Annotated in this window: 16 protein-coding genes and 2 tRNA genes; 1 reads left to right on the top strand and 17 read right to left on the bottom strand. The window is 66.1% G+C overall.

Going from position 1 to position 19,756, the window contains the following annotated elements; translation table 11 throughout:
- Positions 1-28: 28 nt before the first annotated feature.
- From pnp to rlmE, 15 genes are all read right to left on the bottom strand, one after another.
- On the bottom strand, positions 29-2,152 hold the full coding sequence (gene pnp / locus G7A98_RS15100) for a polyribonucleotide nucleotidyltransferase (protein ID WP_163650507.1): 2,124 nt from the start codon (positions 2,150-2,152) through the stop codon (positions 29-31).
- A gap of 194 nt (positions 2,153-2,346) precedes the next feature.
- Positions 2,347-2,616: a 30S ribosomal protein S15 gene (gene rpsO / locus G7A98_RS15095; RefSeq protein WP_163650506.1), complete on the bottom strand. Its 270-nt coding sequence runs from the start codon at positions 2,614-2,616 to the stop codon at positions 2,347-2,349.
- A gap of 108 nt (positions 2,617-2,724) precedes the next feature.
- Positions 2,725-3,627 (bottom strand): tRNA pseudouridine(55) synthase TruB, encoded by a 903-nt coding sequence (gene truB / locus G7A98_RS15090; RefSeq protein WP_163650505.1) that lies wholly within the window; start codon positions 3,625-3,627, stop codon positions 2,725-2,727.
- Positions 3,627-4,028, bottom strand: a complete 402-nt coding sequence (rbfA, locus tag G7A98_RS15085) for a 30S ribosome-binding factor RbfA (protein WP_163650504.1) — start codon at positions 4,026-4,028, stop codon at positions 3,627-3,629. The genes truB and rbfA overlap by 1 nt, the downstream gene beginning before the upstream one ends.
- A gap of 21 nt (positions 4,029-4,049) precedes the next feature.
- Positions 4,050-6,560 (bottom strand): translation initiation factor IF-2, encoded by a 2,511-nt coding sequence (infB, locus tag G7A98_RS15080; RefSeq protein ID WP_163650503.1) that lies wholly within the window; start codon positions 6,558-6,560, stop codon positions 4,050-4,052.
- A gap of 27 nt (positions 6,561-6,587) precedes the next feature.
- Positions 6,588-8,081, bottom strand: a complete 1,494-nt coding sequence (gene nusA / locus G7A98_RS15075) for a transcription termination factor NusA (protein ID WP_163650502.1) — start codon at positions 8,079-8,081, stop codon at positions 6,588-6,590.
- A gap of 28 nt (positions 8,082-8,109) precedes the next feature.
- Entirely contained in the window at positions 8,110-8,571 is a 462-nt protein-coding gene (gene rimP, locus G7A98_RS15070) for a ribosome maturation factor RimP (RefSeq protein ID WP_163650501.1), read from the bottom strand.
- A 142-nt stretch (positions 8,572-8,713) separates the two neighbouring features.
- A tRNA-Met gene (locus G7A98_RS15065) sits at positions 8,714-8,790 on the bottom strand.
- A 109-nt stretch (positions 8,791-8,899) separates the two neighbouring features.
- A tRNA-Leu gene (locus G7A98_RS15060) sits at positions 8,900-8,986 on the bottom strand.
- Between the two features lie 123 nt (positions 8,987-9,109).
- On the bottom strand, positions 9,110-9,472 hold the full coding sequence (gene secG / locus G7A98_RS15055; RefSeq protein WP_163650500.1) for a preprotein translocase subunit SecG: 363 nt from the start codon (positions 9,470-9,472) through the stop codon (positions 9,110-9,112).
- 2 nt (positions 9,473-9,474) lie between these two features.
- Complete coding sequence (gene tpiA / locus G7A98_RS15050) at positions 9,475-10,224, bottom strand: triose-phosphate isomerase (RefSeq protein ID WP_163650499.1); 750 nt, start codon at positions 10,222-10,224, stop codon at positions 9,475-9,477.
- Positions 10,225-10,300: 76 nt separating this feature from the next.
- Complete coding sequence (glmM, locus tag G7A98_RS15045) at positions 10,301-11,650, bottom strand: phosphoglucosamine mutase (RefSeq protein WP_163650498.1); 1,350 nt, start codon at positions 11,648-11,650, stop codon at positions 10,301-10,303.
- Positions 11,647-12,510: a dihydropteroate synthase gene (gene folP / locus G7A98_RS15040; RefSeq protein WP_240464763.1), complete on the bottom strand. Its 864-nt coding sequence runs from the start codon at positions 12,508-12,510 to the stop codon at positions 11,647-11,649. The genes glmM and folP overlap by 4 nt, the downstream gene beginning before the upstream one ends.
- Positions 12,511-12,606: 96 nt before the next feature.
- Positions 12,607-14,571 carry an ATP-dependent zinc metalloprotease FtsH gene (gene ftsH / locus G7A98_RS15035; protein WP_163650497.1) on the bottom strand — a complete coding sequence of 655 codons (1,965 nt, stop codon included), beginning with the start codon at positions 14,569-14,571 and terminating at the stop codon, positions 12,607-12,609.
- 93 nt (positions 14,572-14,664) lie between these two features.
- On the bottom strand, positions 14,665-15,312 hold the full coding sequence (gene rlmE, locus G7A98_RS15030) for a 23S rRNA (uridine(2552)-2'-O)-methyltransferase RlmE (protein WP_163650496.1): 648 nt from the start codon (positions 15,310-15,312) through the stop codon (positions 14,665-14,667).
- 241 nt (positions 15,313-15,553) lie between these two features.
- Here rlmE and yhbY point away from each other — a divergent pair, with 241 nt between their 5' ends.
- Entirely contained in the window at positions 15,554-15,880 is a 327-nt protein-coding gene (yhbY, locus tag G7A98_RS15025; RefSeq protein WP_163650495.1) for a ribosome assembly RNA-binding protein YhbY, read from the top strand.
- Positions 15,881-16,004: 124 nt separating this feature from the next.
- Here yhbY and greA read toward each other — a convergent pair whose 3' ends face one another.
- A complete protein-coding gene (gene greA, locus G7A98_RS15020; protein WP_163650494.1) occupies positions 16,005-16,481 on the bottom strand; it encodes a transcription elongation factor GreA in 477 nt (158 codons plus the stop codon).
- A complete protein-coding gene (gene carB / locus G7A98_RS15015; protein ID WP_163650493.1) occupies positions 16,478-19,708 on the bottom strand; it encodes a carbamoyl-phosphate synthase large subunit in 3,231 nt (1,076 codons plus the stop codon). Before carB ends, greA begins: the two co-directional genes overlap by 4 nt.
- Positions 19,709-19,756: the final 48 nt, after the last annotated feature.

The following is a 19,756-nucleotide window of genomic DNA, read 5'->3' as shown; positions in this document are numbered from 1 at the left end:
TTTCGTGATACCGGCGATCAGGCGTGGATCACTCGGCGAGGCTGGCCTCGAAGGCGGCCTTTTCCTCGGCGGTGACTTCCTTGATCGACAGCTTGACGCGGTTGCGGTTGTCGATGTCGAGCACCTTGACCACCACGTCGTCACCCTCGTTGAGGTAGTCGCGGACGCTGTTGACGCGCTCCGGCACGATCTGCGAGATGTGCACCAGACCGTCGGTGCCCGGCATGAAGTTGACGAACGCGCCGAAGTCGGCGATGCGCACCACCTTGCCCTTGTAGAGCTTGCCGATCTCGGCTTCGGCGGTGATGCCCAGCACGGTGTCGATGGCGCGCTTGGCGGCCGCCTTGTCCTCGGCGTAGATGCGCACGGTGCCATCGTCGTCGATGTCGATCGAGGCGCCGGTGTCGTCGCAGATCTGACGGATGGTCGCACCACCCTTGCCGATGACGTCGCGGATCTTGTCCGGGTCGATCTTGATGGTGGCCATGGACGGCGCGTTGGCGGAGACTTCCTCGCGGCTCTGGGCGATCACCTGGTTCATCTCGCCGAGGATGTGCAGCCGCGCCTCATGGGCCTGCTGCAGCGCCTGCTCCATGATCTCCTCGTTGATGCCCTCGATCTTGATGTCCATCTGCAGGGCGGTGACGCCGGAGGCCGAGCCGGCCACCTTGAAGTCCATGTCGCCGAGGTGGTCCTCATCACCCAGGATGTCGGTGAGCACGGCGAACTTGTCGTCGTCCTTGACCAGACCCATGGCGATGCCAGCCACCGGTGCCTTGAGCGGCACGCCGGCGTCCATCAGCGCCAGCGAGGAGCCGCACACCGAGGCCATGGAGCTCGAGCCGTTGGACTCGGTGATCTCGGAGACCACGCGAATGGTGTAGGGGAATTCCTCGTCGCTGGGCAGCATGGCCTGGACACCGCGGCGTGCCAGACGACCATGGCCGATCTCGCGACGCTTGGGTCCACCCATGAAGCCGGCTTCGCCCACGCTGTAGGGTGGGAAGTTGTAGTGCAGCAGGAAACGGTCCTTGCGCTCGCCTTCCAGCGACTCGATCAGCTGGGCATCGCGCAGGGTGCCGAGGGTGGCCACGACCACGGCCTGGGTTTCGCCACGAGTGAAGATCGCCGAGCCGTGGGTCTTGGGCAGGCTGCCGACCTCGATGTTCAGCGAACGCACGGTCTTGTGATCGCGGCCGTCGATGCGCGGCTCGCCGTTGATTACGCGCTGGCGCACGACACGTTTCTCGAGCGCGGCGAAGGCGCCCTTGACCTCGTCGGCGGCAAACTGACCGTCTTCTTCACCGGCCAGCTGCGCCACGGCTTCATCCTTCAGCGCGGACAGCGCATCCTGACGGGCCATCTTGTCGGTGATGCGGTAGGCCTCGCCGACCTTGCTCTCGAAGGCACTCGCGAGCGCGTCCTTCAGAGCGGTATTCTCGGCGGCCGGCTGCCAGTCCCAGCGCGGCTTGCCGGCCTCGGCGGCCAGCTCGTTGATGGCGGAGACGGCGACCTGCATTTCCTGGTGGCCGTAGAGCACGGCGCCCAGCATCTCGTCCTCGAGCAGCTCGCTGGCCTCGGACTCGACCATCAGCACGGCCTTCTCGGTGCCGGCGACGACCATGTTCAGCTCGGAGGTGGCGAGCTCCTCGACGCTCGGGTTGAGGAAGTAGCCGCGCTCCTCGGTGAAGCCAACGCGGGCGGCGCCAATCGGGCCGTTGAACGGCACGCCGGAGACGGCCAGCGCCGCGGAAGTGCCGATCATGGCGGCGATATCCGGGTCCTGGTTACGATCGGCGGAGAGCACCGTGCAGATGACCTGGACTTCGTTCATGAAGCCCTTGGGGAACAGCGGACGAATCGGCCGATCGATCAGCCGCGAGGTGAGGGTCTCCTTCTCGGTGGGACGCCCCTCACGCTTGAAGAAGCCGCCGGGAATCTTGCCGACCGAGTAGGTCTTCTCCTGGTAGTGGACGGACAGCGGGAAGAACGGCTGGGCGGGGTTGACGTCCTTCTTCGCCACCACGGTGCACAGCACCACGGTGTCGTCCATGGTGACCATCACGGCACCGGAGGCCTGGCGGGCGATGCGCCCGGTTTCCAGGGTGACGGTACTGTTACCGTACTGGAATGTCTTTCTGACCGGATTCACGGGGCTTCCTTCAACTTGTCGGTTTCATGTTCGGGCGTTTCTTGACTCGGCGCCCATTTTAGGCGTTCGCGCCGGTGAGGGCTACCGATGCGACCGCTGCCCGGCGTCTGGCGTGCCCGGCAAGCGCCCAAAAAAGAACAAGCAACCCCGGAGGGTTGCTTGTTCCGAAATCATCCGCGGGATGATGGCCGAACTCAGCGGCGCAGCCCCAGACGCTGGATCAGCGACTGATAACGCTCGAAGTCCTTGCGCTTGAGGTAGTCGAGCAGTTTGCGGCGCTGGTTGACCATGCGAATCAGGCCACGACGGGAGTGGTGATCCTGCTTGTTGGTCTTGAAGTGGGACTGAAGGCCGTCGATGTTGGCGGTCAGCAGAGCCACCTGAACTTCGGGGGAACCGGTGTCGTTGTCACCACGGCCGTATTCCTTGACGATCTCGGCCTTCTTTTCAGCGGTCAATGCCATCTGTGTCTCCAGTAAGCAATATGCCTGATGGGGATGAATGTCGGAGACCACGCATATTTGCAGTCTCCCCGTACGCCGCGTGAGCGGCGACGATGGGCGCCACCGGACTCAGCCGGTGGCCACCAGCCGGCGCGGGGCGATCTCGCCCGGCGCCGTGACCGTGACCAGCCCCAGGAAGGACTCGTCACGATACAGCCTGGCCAGGGCATCGCCGGCCAGACCGGCGGTGTCCGTGGCGGCGCGCTGCCCATGGAGCAGGCGCGCGGCCGTGGCCTGCGCGACGTCCAGCCGCGGCAGATGCCGCACCAGCACGTCCATCGGCAACAGGGCCGTGTCGCGGGACTCGAGCGCGTCGAGCGCGGCGAAATCCAGCATGTCGTCGGCCGCGAAGGGCCCGGACCGCAACCGGCGCAGGGCGGTGATATGCGCGCCACAGCCCAGGGCCCGGCCGATGTCCTCGGCCAGCGTGCGGATATAGGTGCCCTTGCTGCAGGCGACGTCCAGCTCGAAGGCATCGCCCTCGAAGGCAAGGAGGCGCGCATCATACACCCTCACACGGCGTGCTGCACGCTCGACCTGCTTGCCCTCGCGGGCCAGTTCGTAGAGCTTGCGCCCCTCGTGCTTGAGCGCCGAATGCATCGGCGGGATCTGATCGATCTCGCCGCTGAAGTCGGCCAGCACACGCCGTACCCGCGCTTCGTCGACGCCCTCGACAGGGCGACGCTCGACGACGGCACCCTCGGCATCCCCGGTGTCGGTGACCAGCCCCAGCTGCACCCGAGTGCGGTACGCCTTGTCCGCCTCGAGCAGGTAGGAGGAAAACTTGGTCGCCTCGCCGAAGCACACCGGCAGCAGCCCGGTGGCCATCGGATCGAGGGTGCCGGTATGCCCCGCCTTCTGCGCCTGGAACAGGCGCCGCGCCCGCTGCAGGGCATGATTGCTCGACACGCCGGCGGGCTTGTCGAGCAGCAGCACGCCGTCGATCGGCAGGCCGCGACGCCGACGCGCCATCAGCGGGATTCCTCGTCGTCGGGCGCCTCGTCGTCGCGCCGGACACGATCGGATTCCACGGCCTCGTTGATCAGCGACGACAGCTTGTGGCCCCGGGCCACGCTCTCGTCGTAGTGGAAGCGCAGCTCGGGCACATGGCGCAGCTTCACGCGACGGGCGATCTGACTGCGCAGGAAACCGCCGGCGCGCTTGAGCACCGCCAGGTTTTCCTTGATCCGCGCCGGGTCGTCATCGCCCAGCAGGGTGATGTAGACATCGGCGTAGCCCAGATCGCGGCTGACGGTCACGCCGCTGACTGTGACCATGCCCAGGCGCGGGTCCTTGACCTCGCGCTGGATGAGGACCGCCAGCTCCTGCTGGAGCTGATCGGCCACCCGGTCGGTACGCTGGAACTCGCGCATCCGTGACTTCTCCTCGACGCCTTACAGGGTACGCTCGACCTTGATCTGGTCGAAGACCTCGATCTTGTCGCCGACCTGGACGTCGTTGTAGTTCTTGACGCCGATACCGCACTCCATGCCGTTGCGGACCTCGTTGACGTCATCCTTGTAGCGACGCAGGGATTCCAGCTCGCCTTCGTAGATGACCACGTTGTCGCGCAGGACACGGATCTTCTTGTTGCGGTGCACGGTGCCCTCGACAACCATGCAGCCGGCCACCGCGCCGATCTTGGGCGCCTTGAAGACATCGCGCACCTCGGCGACACCGACGATCTCTTCCTTCCACTCCGGCGCCAGCATGCCGCTCATCGCCTGCTTGACCTCGTCGATCAGCTGGTAGATGACGCTGTAGTAGCGCAGGTCGAGACCCTCGCGCTCGATGATCTCGCGCGCGGCGGCATCGGCACGGACGTTGAAGCCGACCACGATGGCGTCACTGGCCAGCGCCAGGTTGGCATCGGTACCGGTGATGCCGCCGACCCCGGAGGACACCACGGCGACCTGAACCTCGTCGGTGGAGAGTTCCTCCAGCGCGCCCTTGATCGCTTCCAGCGAGCCCTGGACGTCGGCCTTGAGGACGATGTTGACCTTGGCCACCTCGTCCTGACCCATCTGGCTGAACATGTTCTCCAGCTTGGCCTTCTGCTGGCGGGCCAGGCGCACCTCGCGGTACTTGCCCTGACGGAAGTTGGCGACCTCACGGGCCTTCTTCTCGTCGGCCAGGACCATGAAGTCCTCGCCGGCTTCCGGGGTGCCGTCCAGGCCCTGGATCTCGACCGGCATGGCCGGGCCGACCTGCTCGACCTGCTTGCCGAGCTCGTTGGTCAGCGCCCGCACACGGCCGTAGTGCAGCCCGGCCAGGACGATGTCGCCCCTCTTCAGGGTGCCGTTCTGGACCAGCACGGTGGCCACCGGCCCGCGTCCCTTGTCGAGACGCGACTCGACCACCACGCCCTTGGCCGGCGCTTCGGGAACCGCCTTGAGCTCGAGCACCTCGGAGACCAGCAGCACGGCCTCGAGCAGCGAATCGATGCCTTCGCCGGTCTTCGCCGAGACGTGGACGAACTGGGTGTCGCCGCCCCACTCCTCGGAGATCACGCCGTGCTGCGACAGCTCGTTCTTGACGCGATCCGGGTCGGCACCCGCCTTGTCGATCTTGTTGACCGCAACCACCAGCGGCACGCCGGCCGCCTTGGCATGCTCGACCGCCTCGATGGTCTGGGGCATCACGCCGTCGTCGGCGGCCACCACCAGGATGACCACGTCGGTGGCCTGGGCACCACGGGCGCGCATGGCGGTGAACGCCGCGTGGCCCGGGGTATCGAGGAAGGTCACGCCGCCGTGGTCGTCCTCGACGTGATAGGCACCGATGTGCTGGGTAATGCCGCCGGCCTCGCCGGTCGCCACCTTGGTGCGGCGGATGTAGTCGAGCAGCGAGGTCTTGCCGTGGTCGACGTGACCCATCACCGTGACCACCGGCGCGCGGGTGATCTCCTCGCCCTCGTAGGAGATGCCCTCGAGGACCTCGGTCTCCAGCGCATCGTCCTTGACCAGCTTGGGCTTGTGGCCCATCTCCTCGACGACGATCGCCGCAGTGTCCTGGTCGATGGTCTGGTTGATGGTCACCGCCGCGCCCATGGTGAACATGGCCTTGATGACCTCGTTGGCCTTGATGGCCATCTTGTCGGCCAGGTCAGCGACGCTGATCGACTCGGGGATCGCCACCTCGCGCACGATCGGCTGCGTCGGCTTCTGGAAGCCGTGCTTGCCGCCGCCGCTGTCGCGACCACCGCGACGGCTGCCGCGACGCTCGGCACGCTTGGCCTTCTTGCCGCCACCGCGACGGCGCTCGGCGCGCTCCTCGCGATCCTCATCGCGACTGGTTTCGTGACGCCCCTTCTTGGCGGCCGCCTTCTTGGGATTGGCGCGGCGGTTGTCGCTGCGCGGCTCCTTGGGCGGCGCCTCGACCGCCGGCGGCTCTTCGGCCGGCAGCTCCAGCTCGGTGGGAACCACCGCCTCGGCCGGCTTCGCCGCTTCCTGCTTGGCGGCTTCCTCGGCGGCCTTGGCAGCCTCTGCCTCGGCACGGGCCTGCGCCTCGCGCTCGGCCTGCTCGCGGGCCTGGGTGGCATCGGCCATGTCCCCGACCAGCTGACGCGGCCCGTGATCGGCCGGCTCCGGCGCCTGCTCCGGGGTCTCGTCGCGCTTGACGTAGGTGCGCTTCTTGCGCACCGAGACCTCGATGCTCTTGCCGCGGCCGTCTCCGGAACGGATCCGGCTCTTGGTCTTGCGCGTCAGGGTGATGCGATTCTTGGCCCCCTGGCCGCTACCGCCATGACTCTTGGTGAGATGGTCGAGAAGGCGCCGCTTGTCCTCCTCGGACACCGCATCGCCTTCAGCCTTGTGGGGAAGCCCCGCTTCCTTCATCTGCTCCAGCAGGCGGGACGTATCGCGTCCCACCTTGGCTGCAAAGTCTTTAACCGTCATTTCTGCCATTACGACCCTCCTGAGCCCGTGACCTAGTTACTCTTCACTCTCGAACCAGGGCGCACGGGCGGTCATGATCAGTGCCGCGGCGCGCTCTTCGTCCACGTCCTCGATATCCTTGAGATCATCGATGGACTGTTCGGCAAGGTCCTCCATGGTGACGATGCCCCGGCTGGCCAGCGTGAAGGCCAGGTGACGGTCCATGCCGTCCATTTCAAGGAGGTCCTCGGCGGGCTGAGCACCGTCCAGCTCCTCCTCGGAGGCGATTGCCAGGTTCAACAGCTCGTCCTTGGCGCGTGCGCGCAACTCTTCCACCAGGTCTTCGTCGAAGTCCTCGATCTCGAGCATCTCCTCGAGCGGCACATAGGCCAGCTCTTCCAGCGACGTGAACCCCTCCTCGACCAGGGTTCTCGCCAGCTCTTCGTCGACCTCGAGGTGATTGATGAAGTACTCGACCAGGGTATCGACTTCCTGCTCCCGCTTGCCCTCGGCCTCTTCCTCCGTCATTACATTGAGCGTCCAGCCGGTCAGCTCGCTGGCCAGACGCACGTTCTGCCCGCTGCGGCCGATGGCCTGAGCGAGGTTGTCCTCGGCCACGGCGACATCCATGGCATGGGCGTCCTCGTCGACCAGAATCGACGCCACGTCCGCCGGTGCCATGGCATTGATCACCAGCTGGGCAGGGTTGTCATCCCAGAGGATGATGTCCACCCGCTCGTTGCGCAGCTCGTTGGAGACCGCCTGGACCCGCGACCCGCGCATGCCGACACAGGCACCGACCGGATCGATGCGCTTGTCGTTGGTCTTCACCGCGATCTTGGCCCGCGAGCCCGGATCACGTGCCGCGCCCTTGATCTCGATGAGCTGCTCGGCGATCTCGGGCACCTCGATCTGGAACAGCTCGATGATCAGCTCCGGACGCGTGCGCGACAGGATCAGCTGGGAGCCGCGCGCCTCGGCGTCGACCTTCCACAGCAGCGCGCGCACCCGTTCGTTCATGCGGTAGCGCTCGCCGGGAATCATCTCGCTGCGCGGCAGGAAGCCCTCGGCGTTGTCGCCGAGGTCGATGATCAGGCCATCGCGCGTCGTCTTCTTGACGATGCCGGCGATCAGCTCGCCCTCGCGCTCGGAATAATGACGCACGATCTCGGCCCGCTCCGCCTCGCGCACCTTCTGCACGATGACCTGCTTGGCGGTCTGTGCCGCGATGCGGCCGAAGGCGGCGTTCTCGATGCGCTCCTCGACGACGTCGCCGAGCCCCAGCGGCGGATCGCGACGCTCGGCGTACGACAGCTTGATCTCGGCGTCGGGGTTCTCGAACTCGTCGTCCTCGACCACCACCCAGCGGCGGAAGGTCTCGTAGTCACCGGTGGCACGATCGATCTGCACCCGCACGTTGACCTCCCGGCCCTCGAAACGCTTGCGCGAAGCACTGGCCAGCGCCGCCTCGACCGCACCGAAGATCACGTCGCGTGACACGCCCTTTTCGTTCGAGATCGCGTCAACGACCAGCAGAATCTCTTTGCTCATGCCTTAAGCCTCGCCAGAAAACCAGTCCTCATCCATCGAACTGCGGAACGACCCGCGCCTGCTCGATGCCATCGATAGGAAAGCAGTACTCTTCACCGTCGAGCTGCAGCAACACCTCGTCGTTCTCGACGCCCGCCAGCAGCCCCTTGAACTTGCGCCGCCCTTCGTAGGGCGCGCGAAGGCGCAAGGCCACGACATGTCCCCGGTAACGCGTGAACTGCTCCAGCGTGAAAAGGGGACGGTCCATGCCGGGCGAGGACACCTCCAACTGGTACTGGCCGGGGATCGGATCCTCGACATCGAGCACACCGCTGACCTGACGACTGACGCCGGCGCAGTCGTCGACGGTGATGCCGTCGGGACCGTCGATGTAGATGATCAGTCGTGAATGCTTGCCCTGGGACAGGTATTCGATCCCCCAGAGCTCAAAGCCCATGGACGTCACCACCGGTTCGATGAGTGCGTTCAGCGCAGCGTCCTTGATTGCCACAGATGAAGGCTCCTACAGCAGTTGCATCAGGCACCTGACCGGGAGTTAAGAGGAAAGCTAGGTGGCTGATTGGCGTTAGTGTCAACAGAGCGAGCTGCTAACAAAAAGCCCCTTCATAGGAAGGGGCCTTTCACAAGAAACTTGGTAGCGGGGGCCGGATTTGAACCGACGACCTTCGGGTTATGAGCCCGACGAGCTACCAGACTGCTCCACCCCGCATCATAGGTTGGCGATTATAAGAACTCGCTCACCCTTCGGTCAAGGACTCGAGCGCATCGCCACGTCTTGCCAATCGTGCTTCTGAATGGGCCTGACCAGGCCTGTCAGATGGTGCCGAAGGGGGGACTTGAACCCCCACGACCATAAGGTCACTACCCCCTCAAGATAGCGTGTCTACCAATTCCACCACTTCGGCAACAGGGGGCGAACACAGGATTGCAAGCCAACGGGGCAATCCACCTTGTGTTCTTGCTCGGGCGGTCGACTTGACGATGAACCACCCGAAACAGCACTGCTATCAACGTCTAAGGCGTGGAGATCACTCTCCGGAATCCTCTAGCGTTGGCGCAGTATTATCCTGACTCTTGCTGCTTTCGTCAAGGGCCGGCGAGGACTTTTGTTGTTCCACGACGGTCGCGTCCGGAATGCCGGCATCGGGGGCGTTGTCCGCCTGCGATGACGCCAGGTAGGCCAGGGCCAGCGAGGTGATGAAGAATGCCCCGGCCAGCACCCCGGTCAGCTTGGCCAGGAAGCTGCCGCTGCCGCGGGAGCCGAAGACGGTCTGAGACGCGCCGCCGCCGAAGGAGGCGCCGGCGTCGGCACCTTTGCCCTGCTGCAACAGGACGAGGGCGACCAGCGCGATGGCGATCGCCACGTGAATCATGAGAATGGCAACTTGCATGGTTAACCTGCTGACTGACAGATGGCTAGAAAATCGTCGACCTTGAGCGAGGCACCGCCCACCAGGCCGCCGTCGATATCCGGCTGGGCGAGCAGCTCGGCGGCATTGTCGGCCTTCATGCTGCCGCCGTACAGCAGGCGCGCCGCCTCGCCCAGCTCGGGCGCATAGGCGGCCAGCCGGCGGCGGATGGCTGCATGCACCGCCTGGGCCTGCTCGGGGGTGGCGGTACGCCCGGTACCGATCGCCCACACCGGCTCGTAGGCGATCACCAGGCGCTGGCGCGACTCGGCCGCCAGGGCATCGAAGACGGCCTCGACCTGCCCCAGCACTACCGCCTCGGTGCGCCCCGCCTCGCGCTGCTCGAGGGTCTCGCCGACACACAGCACCGGGGTCAGCCCGCCCTCCAGCGCGGCCTGCGTGCGCGCCAGCACATCGGCATCGCCCTCACGGCAGAGCGAGCGTCGCTCGGAGTGGCCGACCAGCACGTACCGCACGCCGAACTCGGCCAGCATGGCGGCGCTGACCTCGCCGGTGTGGGCACCGGACGGTTCGGGGTTGAGCGTCTGGGCCCCGTGCGACACCGGTGTCCCGCCGAGTGCCGACTGAACCGCGGCCAGGTAGGGAAACGGCGGGATCAGGCAGACCTCGACGGACGGCGACAGGGCCGCTTCGGCAAATGCCTGCCCGAACTGCTCGACCAGCGCCAAGGAACCGTTCATCTTCCAGTTGCCGGCGATCAGCGGCATGCGCATGGGCTAGCTACCCCCTTTATCGAAGTGGTGCAAGATGGTATAGGAGCCTCCCGGGCAACACAACCGGCGCCGCGCCTCAGGCGATCAACGCCTCGACATCGGCGGCGATGCGCCGCGCCAGGGCATCGACATCGAAGCGCGGACGCCCCTCCACCATGACCCGGATCAGCGGTTCGGTGCCCGAGGGCCGCAGCAGCACGCGCCCCTCGCCGCCCAGTTCGGCCTCCACGGCCGCCACCGCGTCGGCCAGCCGTGGATGGTCGAGCAGCGAGTGCGCCTCGGCCCCCGGCGCGAGACGCACATTGACCAGCGACTGGGGCGCCTTCTCGAAGCCGGCCAGCAGGCTCGCCAGCGAGGCGCCGCGAGTGACCATGATCGCCAGCACCTGCAGGGCCGAGACGATGCCGTCGCCGGTGGTCTGCACATGGCCGCAGACGATGTGCCCCGACGACTCGCCGCCCAGCTGCCAGCCATTGGCCACCAGGCGCTCCATCACGTAGCGATCCCCCACCTTCGCTCGCTCGAAGGGGATGCCCATGCCCTCGAGCGCCGCCGCCAGGCCGAAGTTGCTCATCAGCGTGCCGACCACGCCGCCGCCCAGTACGCCACGCTCGTGGCGATCGCGGGCGATCAGGTAGAGGATGTCGTCGCCGTCGACCTCGCGACCGTCGGCGTCGACCAGGATCACCCGGTCGCCGTCGCCGTCGAAGGCGATGCCGAGATCGGCGCCGCGCTCGATGACCGCGGCCCGCAGCGACGCCGGATGGGTCGAGCCGACCTTCTGGTTGATGTTGAGCCCGTCGGGGCTCGCGCCCAGCACGCTGACCTCGGCACCCAGTTCGCGGAACACGCTGGGCGCGATGTGATAGGTGGCGCCATGGGCGCAGTCGAGGACGATGGACAGGCCCGTGAGCGTCAACCGCTTGGGCACCGTCGACTTGCAGAACTCGATGTAGCGCCCCGGCGCATCGGGCACCCGCACCGCCTTGCCCAGCCGGTCGGCGGAAACGGTCTCCAGCGGCCTGTCGAGTTCCGCCTCGATCGCCGTTTCCACGTCGTCGGGCAGCTTGGCGCCCTCGGCGGAAAAGAACTTGATGCCGTTGTCCTGGAAGGGGTTGTGGGAGGCGGAAATGACGATCCCCGCGTCGGCCCGGAAGGTGTGCGTCAGGTAGGCGATCGCCGGCGTGGGCATCGGCCCGAGCAGTGCGACATCCACGCCGGCGGCCGACAGCCCGGCCTCCAGCGCCGACTCGAACATGTAGCCGGAAATCCGCGTGTCCTTGCCGATCAGCACCTTGGCCTGGGAGTTCTTGCGACCCAGCACCTGCCCGACCGCCCAGCCCAGCTTGAGCATGAAGTCCGCCGTGATGGGATACTCCCCCACGGTGCCGCGAATCCCGTCGGTCCCGAAATAACGTCGTGTCATGATTCCGCACCTTCCTGTAGCACGGCCCAGGCCATGTTGACCGCATCCACGGTGGGCCCCACGTCGTGGACACGCACGATTCGCGCGCCGCGCTCGACGGCCAGCGTCGACAGCGCCAGCCCGCCGGGCAGGCGCTCCTCGACCGGCCGGTCGAGCACCTTGCCGATCATGCTCTTGCGCGACATGCCGGCCAGGATCGGCAGGCCGAAGCGATTGAGCTCGGCCATCCGGTTGAGCAGCCGCAGGTTGTGCTCGACCGTCTTGGCGAACCCGAAGCCGGGATCGAGGATCAGCCGCTCGCGCCGGATGCCCGCCGCCTCACAGTCGGCGATGCGCGTCTCGAGGAAGCGCGCCACCGCCACCTCTATGGGTTGATCGTAGGCGGCCAGCTGCTGCATGTCACCCGGCTCGCCGAGCATGTGCATCAGACAGACCGGCAGACCGCTGGCGGCGGCCGCCTCCATCGCCCCGGGGCGCTGCAGAGACCGCACGTCATTGATCAGCCCGGCCCCCGCATCGGTGACCGCGCGCATCACCGCCGGCGAACTGGTGTCCACCGAGACCAGCGCATCCAGCTCGCGGACCAGCGCCTCGACGATCGGCACCACGCGCTCCAGTTCCTCCTGCTCGGAGACCACGGCGGCACCCGGCCGGGTCGACTCGCCGCCGACATCGATGATCGCCGCGCCATCGGCCAGCATCGCCTCGGCATGGAACAGGGCATCGTCGCGACGCGAGAAGCGCCCGCCGTCGGAAAAGGAATCCGGCGTCACGTTGAGGATCCCCATGACCCGGGGATAGCTGATATCGAGCCGGTGCCGGCCGCACGCCAGCATGGCCGCGGAAGCAGCGTCTTTCATGGCAAGGTCCTTGGCAAAAGCGGTCACTCTAATGAGCCGTCCAGAACGGCGCAAGGCGCCCCGCGGGGCGCCTTGCTGTACTACCACAGGTCAGGGTCAGTGGCCGGCGGGGCCGCCCAGCGGGTCGGAGGGGCGACGATTCGGCTGATCCTCCTCGCCGTCCTCGCCCTCGTCGGCATCGGGCCGGGGCTCGGCCACCGCGGAACCGCCGCCGGCGCCGCTGTCGTCGCCCCAGTCCTTCGGCGGACGCGGCTTGCGGCCGGCCATGATGTCCTTGAGCTGGTTCGCGTCGATGGTCTCGTACTGGACCAGCGCCTCGGCCATCATGTCGAGCTTGTCGCGGTTGTCCTCGAGCAGCTGCTTGGCGTGGGCGTAGCACTCGTCGATGATGCGCCGCACCTCCTTGTCGAGGCGCGAGGAGGTCTCGCCGGACTTGAGCTTGCCGCTGCCCTGGCCGGGGCCGCCGAGGAACTGGTGCGACTCGTCCTCGTCGTACATGATCGGCCCCATCTCCTCGGACAGCCCCCACTTGGCGACCATGTTGTGGGCCAGTTCGGTGGCGCGCTTGATGTCGTTGGAGGCCCCGGTGGTCACGCCATTGGGGCCCAGCGTCATCTCCTCGGCGAGGCGCCCGCCGAACAGCGAGCAGATCTGGCTGATGATCTGCTGGCGCGAGAAGCTGTAGCGATCCTCCTCGGGCAGGAACATGGTCACGCCCAGGGCCCGTCCGCGCGGGATGATCGTGACCTTGTAGACCGGGTCGTGCTCGGGCATCAGCAGCCCGATGATCGCGTGACCGGACTCGTGATAGGCGGTGTTGAGCTTCTCCTTCTCGGTCATCACCATCGAGCGGCGCTCGGCGCCCATCATGATCTTGTCCTTGGCCATCTCCAGCTCTTCCATGCCCACCAGGCGGCGGTTGCGCCGCGCGGCGAACAGCGCCGCCTCGTTGACCAGGTTGGCCAGGTCGGCACCGGAGAAGCCGGGCGTGCCGCGGGCGATCAGGCTGGCCTTGACGTCCTCGCCCAGCGGCACCTTGCGCAGGTGCACGCCGAGGATGTGCTCGCGGCCGCGGATGTCAGGCAGCGGCACCGTCACCTGGCGGTCGAAGCGGCCCGGGCGCAGCAGCGCCGGGTCGAGCACGTCCGGCCGGTTGGTGGCGGCGATGACGATGATGCCGTCGTTGGCCTCGAAGCCGTCCATCTCGACCAGCAGCTGGTTCAGGGTCTGTTCGCGCTCGTCGTGACCGCCGCCCATGCCGGAGCCACGATGGCGGCCGACAGCGTCGATCTCGTCGATGAAGATGATGCACGGCGCCTGCTTCTTGGCCTGCTCGAACATGTCACGCACGCGCGAGGCGCCCACGCCGACGAACATCTCGACGAAGTCGGAACCGGAGATGGTGAAGAACGGCACCTTGGCCTCGCCGGCGATCGCCTTGGCGAGCAGCGTCTTGCCGGTCCCCGGCGGGCCGACCATCAGCACCCCGCGGGGGATCTGGCCGCCCAGGCGCTGGAACTTCGAGGGATCCTTGAGGAAGTCGACCAGCTCCTCGACCTCCTCCTTGGCCTCGTCGCAGCCGGCAACATCGGCGAAGGTAGTCTTCACCTGATCCTGAGTCAGCAGCTTGGCCTTGGACTTGCCGAAGCTCATCGGCCCGCCCTTGCCGCCACCGCCGCCCTGCATCTGGCGCATGAAGAACAGGAAGATGGCGAGAATGATCAGGATCGGGAAGCTGGCGATCAGCAGCCGGGTCCACAGGCTCTGTTCCTCCGGCTTCTTGCCGGTGACGCTGACGTCGTGCGCCAGCAGGTCATCCATCAGCTTGGGATCCTCGGCCGCCGGGCGAACCGTCTGGAAGTTCGAGCCGTCCTCGCGCTCGCCGTTGATGGTATAGCCGTCGATGGTCACCGACCGGACCTGGCCGTTCTGCACCTGCTGGACGAACTGCGAGTAGTTCATCGTCTGCGGTGACGTATCGACACTGAAATTGTTGAACACCGTCAGCAGTACCGCCGCGATGATCAACCACAGGATCAGGTTCTTCGCCATGTCGTTCAAGGGAATACCCTCATTGCATCAATCTGTCTGCCAAGCGCGCCCATGCCGTTGACACTACACCAGAGGTGGGGGTGGTCAACCACGGTTGCAAGCTCAGCCCTTGAATCCGTCCGCCAGCAGGTACACTTCCCGTGAGCGGTTTCGCGAGGCGCCCGGCTTGCGGGTCATCACCCGCGTGAAGCTGTCGCGCAGCGCCTTCAGATAGTCGTCGAATCCTTCGCCCTGAAACACCTTGGTCAACAGGCGCCCGCCGGGCTTCAGGGTCTGCCGGGCCAGGTCGAGCGCCAGCTCCACCAGGTACATCGCCTTGGGTTGATCGATGGCGGCCATGCCACTCATGTTGGGCGCCATGTCGGAAATGATCAAATCCACCGGGCGCTCGCCGAGCTGTGTCAGGATCGCCTCGAGCACTTCATCCTCGGTGAAATCGCCCTGGATGAACTCGACGCCGGCCAGGGCATCCATCTCGAGGATGTCGGAGGCAATCACCAGGCCGTTCGGTTCGACCCGTTCGGCCGCCACCTGGCTCCAGCCGCCCGGGGCCGCGCCCAGGTCGATCACCGTCATACCAGGCTTGAAAAGCTGGTCCTTCTCGTCGAGCTCGAGCAGCTTGTAGCTGGCCCGCGAGCGATAGCCGTCCTGCCACGAGCGTTTGACGTATGGATCGTCGAAATGTTCTTTGAGCCAGCCGGCACTGCTCTTGCTGCCGGCGGCGGACTTGCTGGAAGCGTTTCGAGCCACGCGATCACCTAACGGGGGTTCGCCCGACGGGCAAAGCCATGGGGGTCACAGAAAACGGAAATCTGACGGGTGTCGTGCGGGAATCTGGCGGGAGGCAATCCGGCCCGAGCGCTTTGCAACGCTCGGCTTTCGCCGTACCATGGCGCGCTCAGTGGTCGCGACCCGGATCGGAGTCCCTCACGACCGTCGTCGACCGAACTTGCCGCTCCCCACGCACGCCAACCGGAACGATCACCATACCATGAGCTTGTCACAGGCACAAAAGAAAGCATTGCGCAGCATTGGCCATCATCTGTCGCCCATCGTGACGGTTTCCGACAACGGTCTCACCGATGGAGTGCTGGCCGAACTCGAGCGCGCGCTCAGCGACCACGAACTGGTCAAGATCAAGATCGCCGTCGGCGAGCGCGACACCCGCCGGGCCGTCGCCGAACAGCTCTGCGCCGACAGCCGCGCCGAGCTGGTGCAGACCATCGGCAAGGTGGCCCTGCTCTACCGCAAGAACCCCAGGGCCAATCCCAAATTGTCCAACATCACCCGCTTCGAGAATCATCACGGCCGGCACTGAGCTTCGCTCAGAGCTGTAAGCGGGAAGCCATAAGCTGTAAGTCAAATACAAAACACCCCCGAGGCAGAGTCTCGGGGGTGTTTTCTTACCGCTTAACGCTTGTGGCTCACGGCTGCCCGAAGGGCTAGAGGTGCTCGACGCTGGAGATCTCGTACTCGACGTCGCCACCGGGGGTGCGCACCGCCACCACGTCGCCCTCTTCCTTGCCGATCAGCGCCCGGGCGATCGGCGAGGTCACCGAGATCTTGCCCGCCTTGATGTCGGCCTCGTCCTCGCCGACGATCCGGTAGCGCACCTCGTCATCGGTCTCCAGGTTGAGCAGCTCGACGGTCACGCCGAAGATCACCTTGCCGGTCCGGGGCATCTTGGTGACGTCGATCACCTGGGCCGTGGACAGCTTGGACTCGATCTCCTGGATCCGCCCCTCGATGAAGCCCTGCTGCTCGCGGGCGGCGTGGTACTCGGCGTTCTCCTTGAGATCGCCGTGCTCGCGCGCCTCGGCGATGGCGTTGATCACCTTCGGCCGCTCCACGCTCTTGAGCTGATTGAGTTCTTCCCGCAGGCGCGCCTCTCCGGCGACGGTCATCGGGACCTTGTTCATGTGCTTGCTCCTGCGTGCAGTTCCTGAAGCCGCCGCACGGTAATCTGATTACCGTACTCGAGTGCCATGCAAACGGCCCGCGCCCCCGCCAGCGTCGTGGCGTAGGGGACCTTGTGGGCGAGTGCGGTGCGGCGGATTACGGAAGAATCGTTGATCGCCTGACGACCTTCGGTCGTATTGACGATATAGGCCACGTCATCGTTCTTGATCAGGTCGACGATGTGCGGGCGCCCTTCGAAGACCTTGTTGACGGCCTTCACCGGCAGGCCGGCGGCCTCGAGTGCCTGGGCGGTACCGCGGGTGGCGATCAGATCAAAGCCCAATGCTAGCAAAGATTGCGCAACCTCGATAACGCCGGCCTTGTCCGGGTCGCGGACCGACAGGAAGGCCTGGCGCTCGCCGGTGAGAGGCGGAATCGCTTCGCCGGCACCCAGCTGCGCCTTGTAGAAGGCCTCGGCGAAGGTCGCGCCGCTGCCCATCACCTCGCCGGTAGACTTCATCTCCGGCGAGAGGATCGGGTCGACACTGGGGAACTTGTTGAACGGGAAGACCGCTTCCTTGACGCTGTAGTAGCCGGGAATCACCTCGGCGGTGAAGCCCTGCGCCTCGAGTGTCTGGCCGGCCATGCAGCGGGCGGCGATCTGTGCCAGCGAGGTGCCGATGCACTTGGAGACGAACGGCACGGTGCGCGAGGCGCGCGGGTTGACCTCGATGACGTAGATCTCGCCATCCTGCCAGGCCAGCTGGACGTTCATCAGCCCCACCACGTTGAGCTCGACGGCCATCTTCTTGACCTGCTCGCGCATCTCGTCCTGCACCTCAGCGGGCAGCGAATAGGGCGGCAGCGAGCAGGCCGAGTCGCCGGAGTGCACGCCGGCCTGCTCGATGTGCTGCATGATGCCGCCGATCACCACCTGCTTGCCGTCGGAGACGGCATCGATGTCGATCTCGATGGCGGCATTCAGGAAGTGGTCGAGCAGCACCGGCGAGTCGTTGGAGACCTTGACCGCGTGGGTCATGTAGTTCTCCAGCTCGTCGGCGGAGTAGACGATCTCCATCGCCCGGCCGCCCAGCACGTAGCTCGGCCGCACCACCAGCGGGTAGCCGATCTTCTCGGCCTTGGCGAAGGCGTCCTCGAAGCTGCGCGCCGTGGCGTTGGGCGGCTGCTTGAGGCGCAGCTTGTCGATCATCTGCTGGAAGCGCTCACGATCCTCGGCGCGGTCGATGGCATCTGGCGCGGTACCGATGATCGGCACCCCGGCGGCCTCGAGCTCGCGCGCCAGCTTGAGCGGCGTCTGGCCGCCGAACTGCACGATCACCCCGACCGGCTGCTCCTTGTCGGCGATCTCCAGCACGTCCTCGAGAGTCACCGGCTCGAAGTAGAGGCGATCCGAGGTGTCATAGTCGGTGGAGACGGTCTCCGGGTTGCAGTTGACCATGATGGTTTCATAGCCGTCCTCGCGCATGGCGAGCGCGGCATGCACGCAGCAGTAGTCGAACTCGATGCCCTGGCCGATGCGGTTGGGCCCGCCGCCGAGCACCATGATCTTCTGGCGATCGCTGGGCGCGGCCTCGCACTCCTCCTCGTAGGTGGAGTACATGTAGGCGGTGTGCGAGGCGAACTCCGCGGCACAGGTATCCACGCGCTTGTAGACCGGGCGGATGCCGGCCTTCTGGCGCGCCTTGCGGAACTCCTTCTCGGAGACGCCGAGCAGCCGCGACAGGCGCGCATCGGAGAAGCCCTTGCGCTTGAGGCGGAACAGGTCGCGGCTGTCGAGCTCGGCCAGCGAGCGCCGGGTCAGGTCCTGCTCGGTGCGGACCAGATCCTCGAGCTGGACCAGGAACCAGCGGTCGATGTTGGTCAGCGCGAAGACCTCGTCGACGCCCATGCCGGCGCGCATGGCATCGGCGATGAAGAAGATGCGGTCGGCGCCGGCGGCCTGCAGCTCGCCCTTGATCAGCGCCAGGTTCTCGTCGCTGAACTCGGTGACCTTGGGATCGAGACCGTCGTTGCCGGTCTCCATGCCGCGCAGCGCCTTCTGCAGCGATTCCTGGAAGGTGCGGCCGATCGCCATCACCTCGCCCACCGACTTCATCTGCGTGGTCAGCCGATCGTTGGCCTGCGGGAACTTCTCGAAGGTGAAGCGCGGGATCTTGGTGACCACGTAGTCGATGGCCGGCTCGAAGGACGCCGGGGTCTTGCCGCCGGTGATGTCGTTCTGCAGCTCGTCCAGGGTGTAGCCCACCGCCAGCTTGGCGGCGATCTTGGCGATCGGGAAGCCGGTGGCCTTGGAGGCCAGCGCCGAGGAGCGCGACACCCGCGGGTTCATCTCGATGACCACCATGCGCCCGGTCTGCGGGTCGACGCCGAACTGCACGTTGGAGCCGCCGGTCTCGACGCCGATCTCGCGCAGCACCGCCAGCGAGGCGTCGCGCATGATCTGGTATTCCTTGTCGGTCAGCGTCTGCGCCGGAGCCACGGTGATCGAGTCGCCGGTGTGGATGCCCATCGGGTCGAAGTTCTCGATGGCGCACACGATGATGCAGTTGTCGTTCCTGTCGCGGACGACCTCCATCTCGTATTCCTTCCAGCCCAGCAGCGACTCGTCGATCAGCAGCTCATGGTTGTTGGAGAGCTCGAAGCCGCGATGGCAGATCTCCTCGAACTCCTCCTTGTTGTAGGCCACGCCGCCGCCGGAGCCGCCCATGGTGTAGGAGGGCCGGATGATCACCGGGAAGCCCAGCTCGGACTGGATCTCCCAGGCCTCGTCCATGCGATGGGCGACCTTCGCCTTCGGGCACTCGAGGCCGATGTTGCGCATCGCCTTGTCGAACAGGTCGCGATCCTCGGCCTTGTTGATGGCGTCGGCATTGGCGCCGATCATCTCCACGCCGTGCCTGGCCAGCACGCCGTGCTTGTCGAGGTCCAGCGCGCAGTTGAGCGCGGTCTGGCCGCCCATGGTGGGCAGCAGCGCGTCGGGGCGCTCCTTCTCGATGATCTTCTCGACGGCCTGCCAGGTGATCGGCTCGATGTAGGTGGCATCGGCCATCACCGGGTCGGTCATGATGGTGGCCGGGTTGGAGTTGACCAGGATGACCCGGTAGCCCTCCTCGCGCAGTGCCTTGCAGGCCTGGGCGCCGGAGTAGTCGAATTCACACGCCTGGCCGATGACGATGGGGCCGGCGCCGATGATCAGGATGCTCTGGATGTCGGTACGTTTAGGCATGACGATTCCCGCGAAAAAGAAGTGACGAACGGCGACGCAGACGGCTGG

The organism is Modicisalibacter sp. 'Wilcox' (assembly GCF_010993675.1).
In the GTDB taxonomy this organism is placed as follows: Bacteria; Pseudomonadota; Gammaproteobacteria; order Pseudomonadales; family Halomonadaceae; genus Modicisalibacter; species Modicisalibacter tunisiensis.
The sequence above is the reverse complement of the archived record's forward strand: the minus strand, read 5'-3'. Positions and strand labels throughout refer to the sequence as shown.

What these genes read in the sequence shown, in the direction of transcription:
- tpiA (WP_163650499.1), bottom strand. Translation starts at nt 10,224, where the DNA reads ATGCGCATGCCGCTGATCGCCGGCAACTGGAAGATGAACGGTTCCTTG.
- glmM (WP_163650498.1), bottom strand. Translation starts at nt 11,650, where the DNA reads ATGACACGACGTTATTTCGGGACCGACGGGATTCGCGGCACCGTGGGG.
- rpsO (WP_163650506.1), bottom strand. Translation starts at nt 2,616, where the DNA reads ATGGCATTGACCGCTGAAAAGAAGGCCGAGATCGTCAAGGAATACGGC.
- folP (WP_240464763.1), bottom strand. Translation starts at nt 12,510, where the DNA reads ATGAAAGACGCTGCTTCCGCGGCCATGCTGGCGTGCGGCCGGCACCGG.
- secG (WP_163650500.1), bottom strand. Translation starts at nt 9,472, where the DNA reads ATGCAAGTTGCCATTCTCATGATTCACGTGGCGATCGCCATCGCGCTG.
- rbfA (WP_163650504.1), bottom strand. Translation starts at nt 4,028, where the DNA reads ATGCGCGAGTTCCAGCGTACCGACCGGGTGGCCGATCAGCTCCAGCAG.
- nusA (WP_163650502.1), bottom strand. Translation starts at nt 8,081, where the DNA reads ATGAGCAAAGAGATTCTGCTGGTCGTTGACGCGATCTCGAACGAAAAG.
- greA (WP_163650494.1), bottom strand. Translation starts at nt 16,481, where the DNA reads ATGAACAAGGTCCCGATGACCGTCGCCGGAGAGGCGCGCCTGCGGGAA.
- truB (WP_163650505.1), bottom strand. Translation starts at nt 3,627, where the DNA reads ATGGCGCGTCGGCGTCGCGGCCTGCCGATCGACGGCGTGCTGCTGCTC.
- infB (WP_163650503.1), bottom strand. Translation starts at nt 6,560, where the DNA reads ATGGCAGAAATGACGGTTAAAGACTTTGCAGCCAAGGTGGGACGCGAT.
- carB (WP_163650493.1), bottom strand. Translation starts at nt 19,708, where the DNA reads ATGCCTAAACGTACCGACATCCAGAGCATCCTGATCATCGGCGCCGGC.
- yhbY (WP_163650495.1), top strand. Translation starts at nt 15,554, where the DNA reads ATGAGCTTGTCACAGGCACAAAAGAAAGCATTGCGCAGCATTGGCCAT.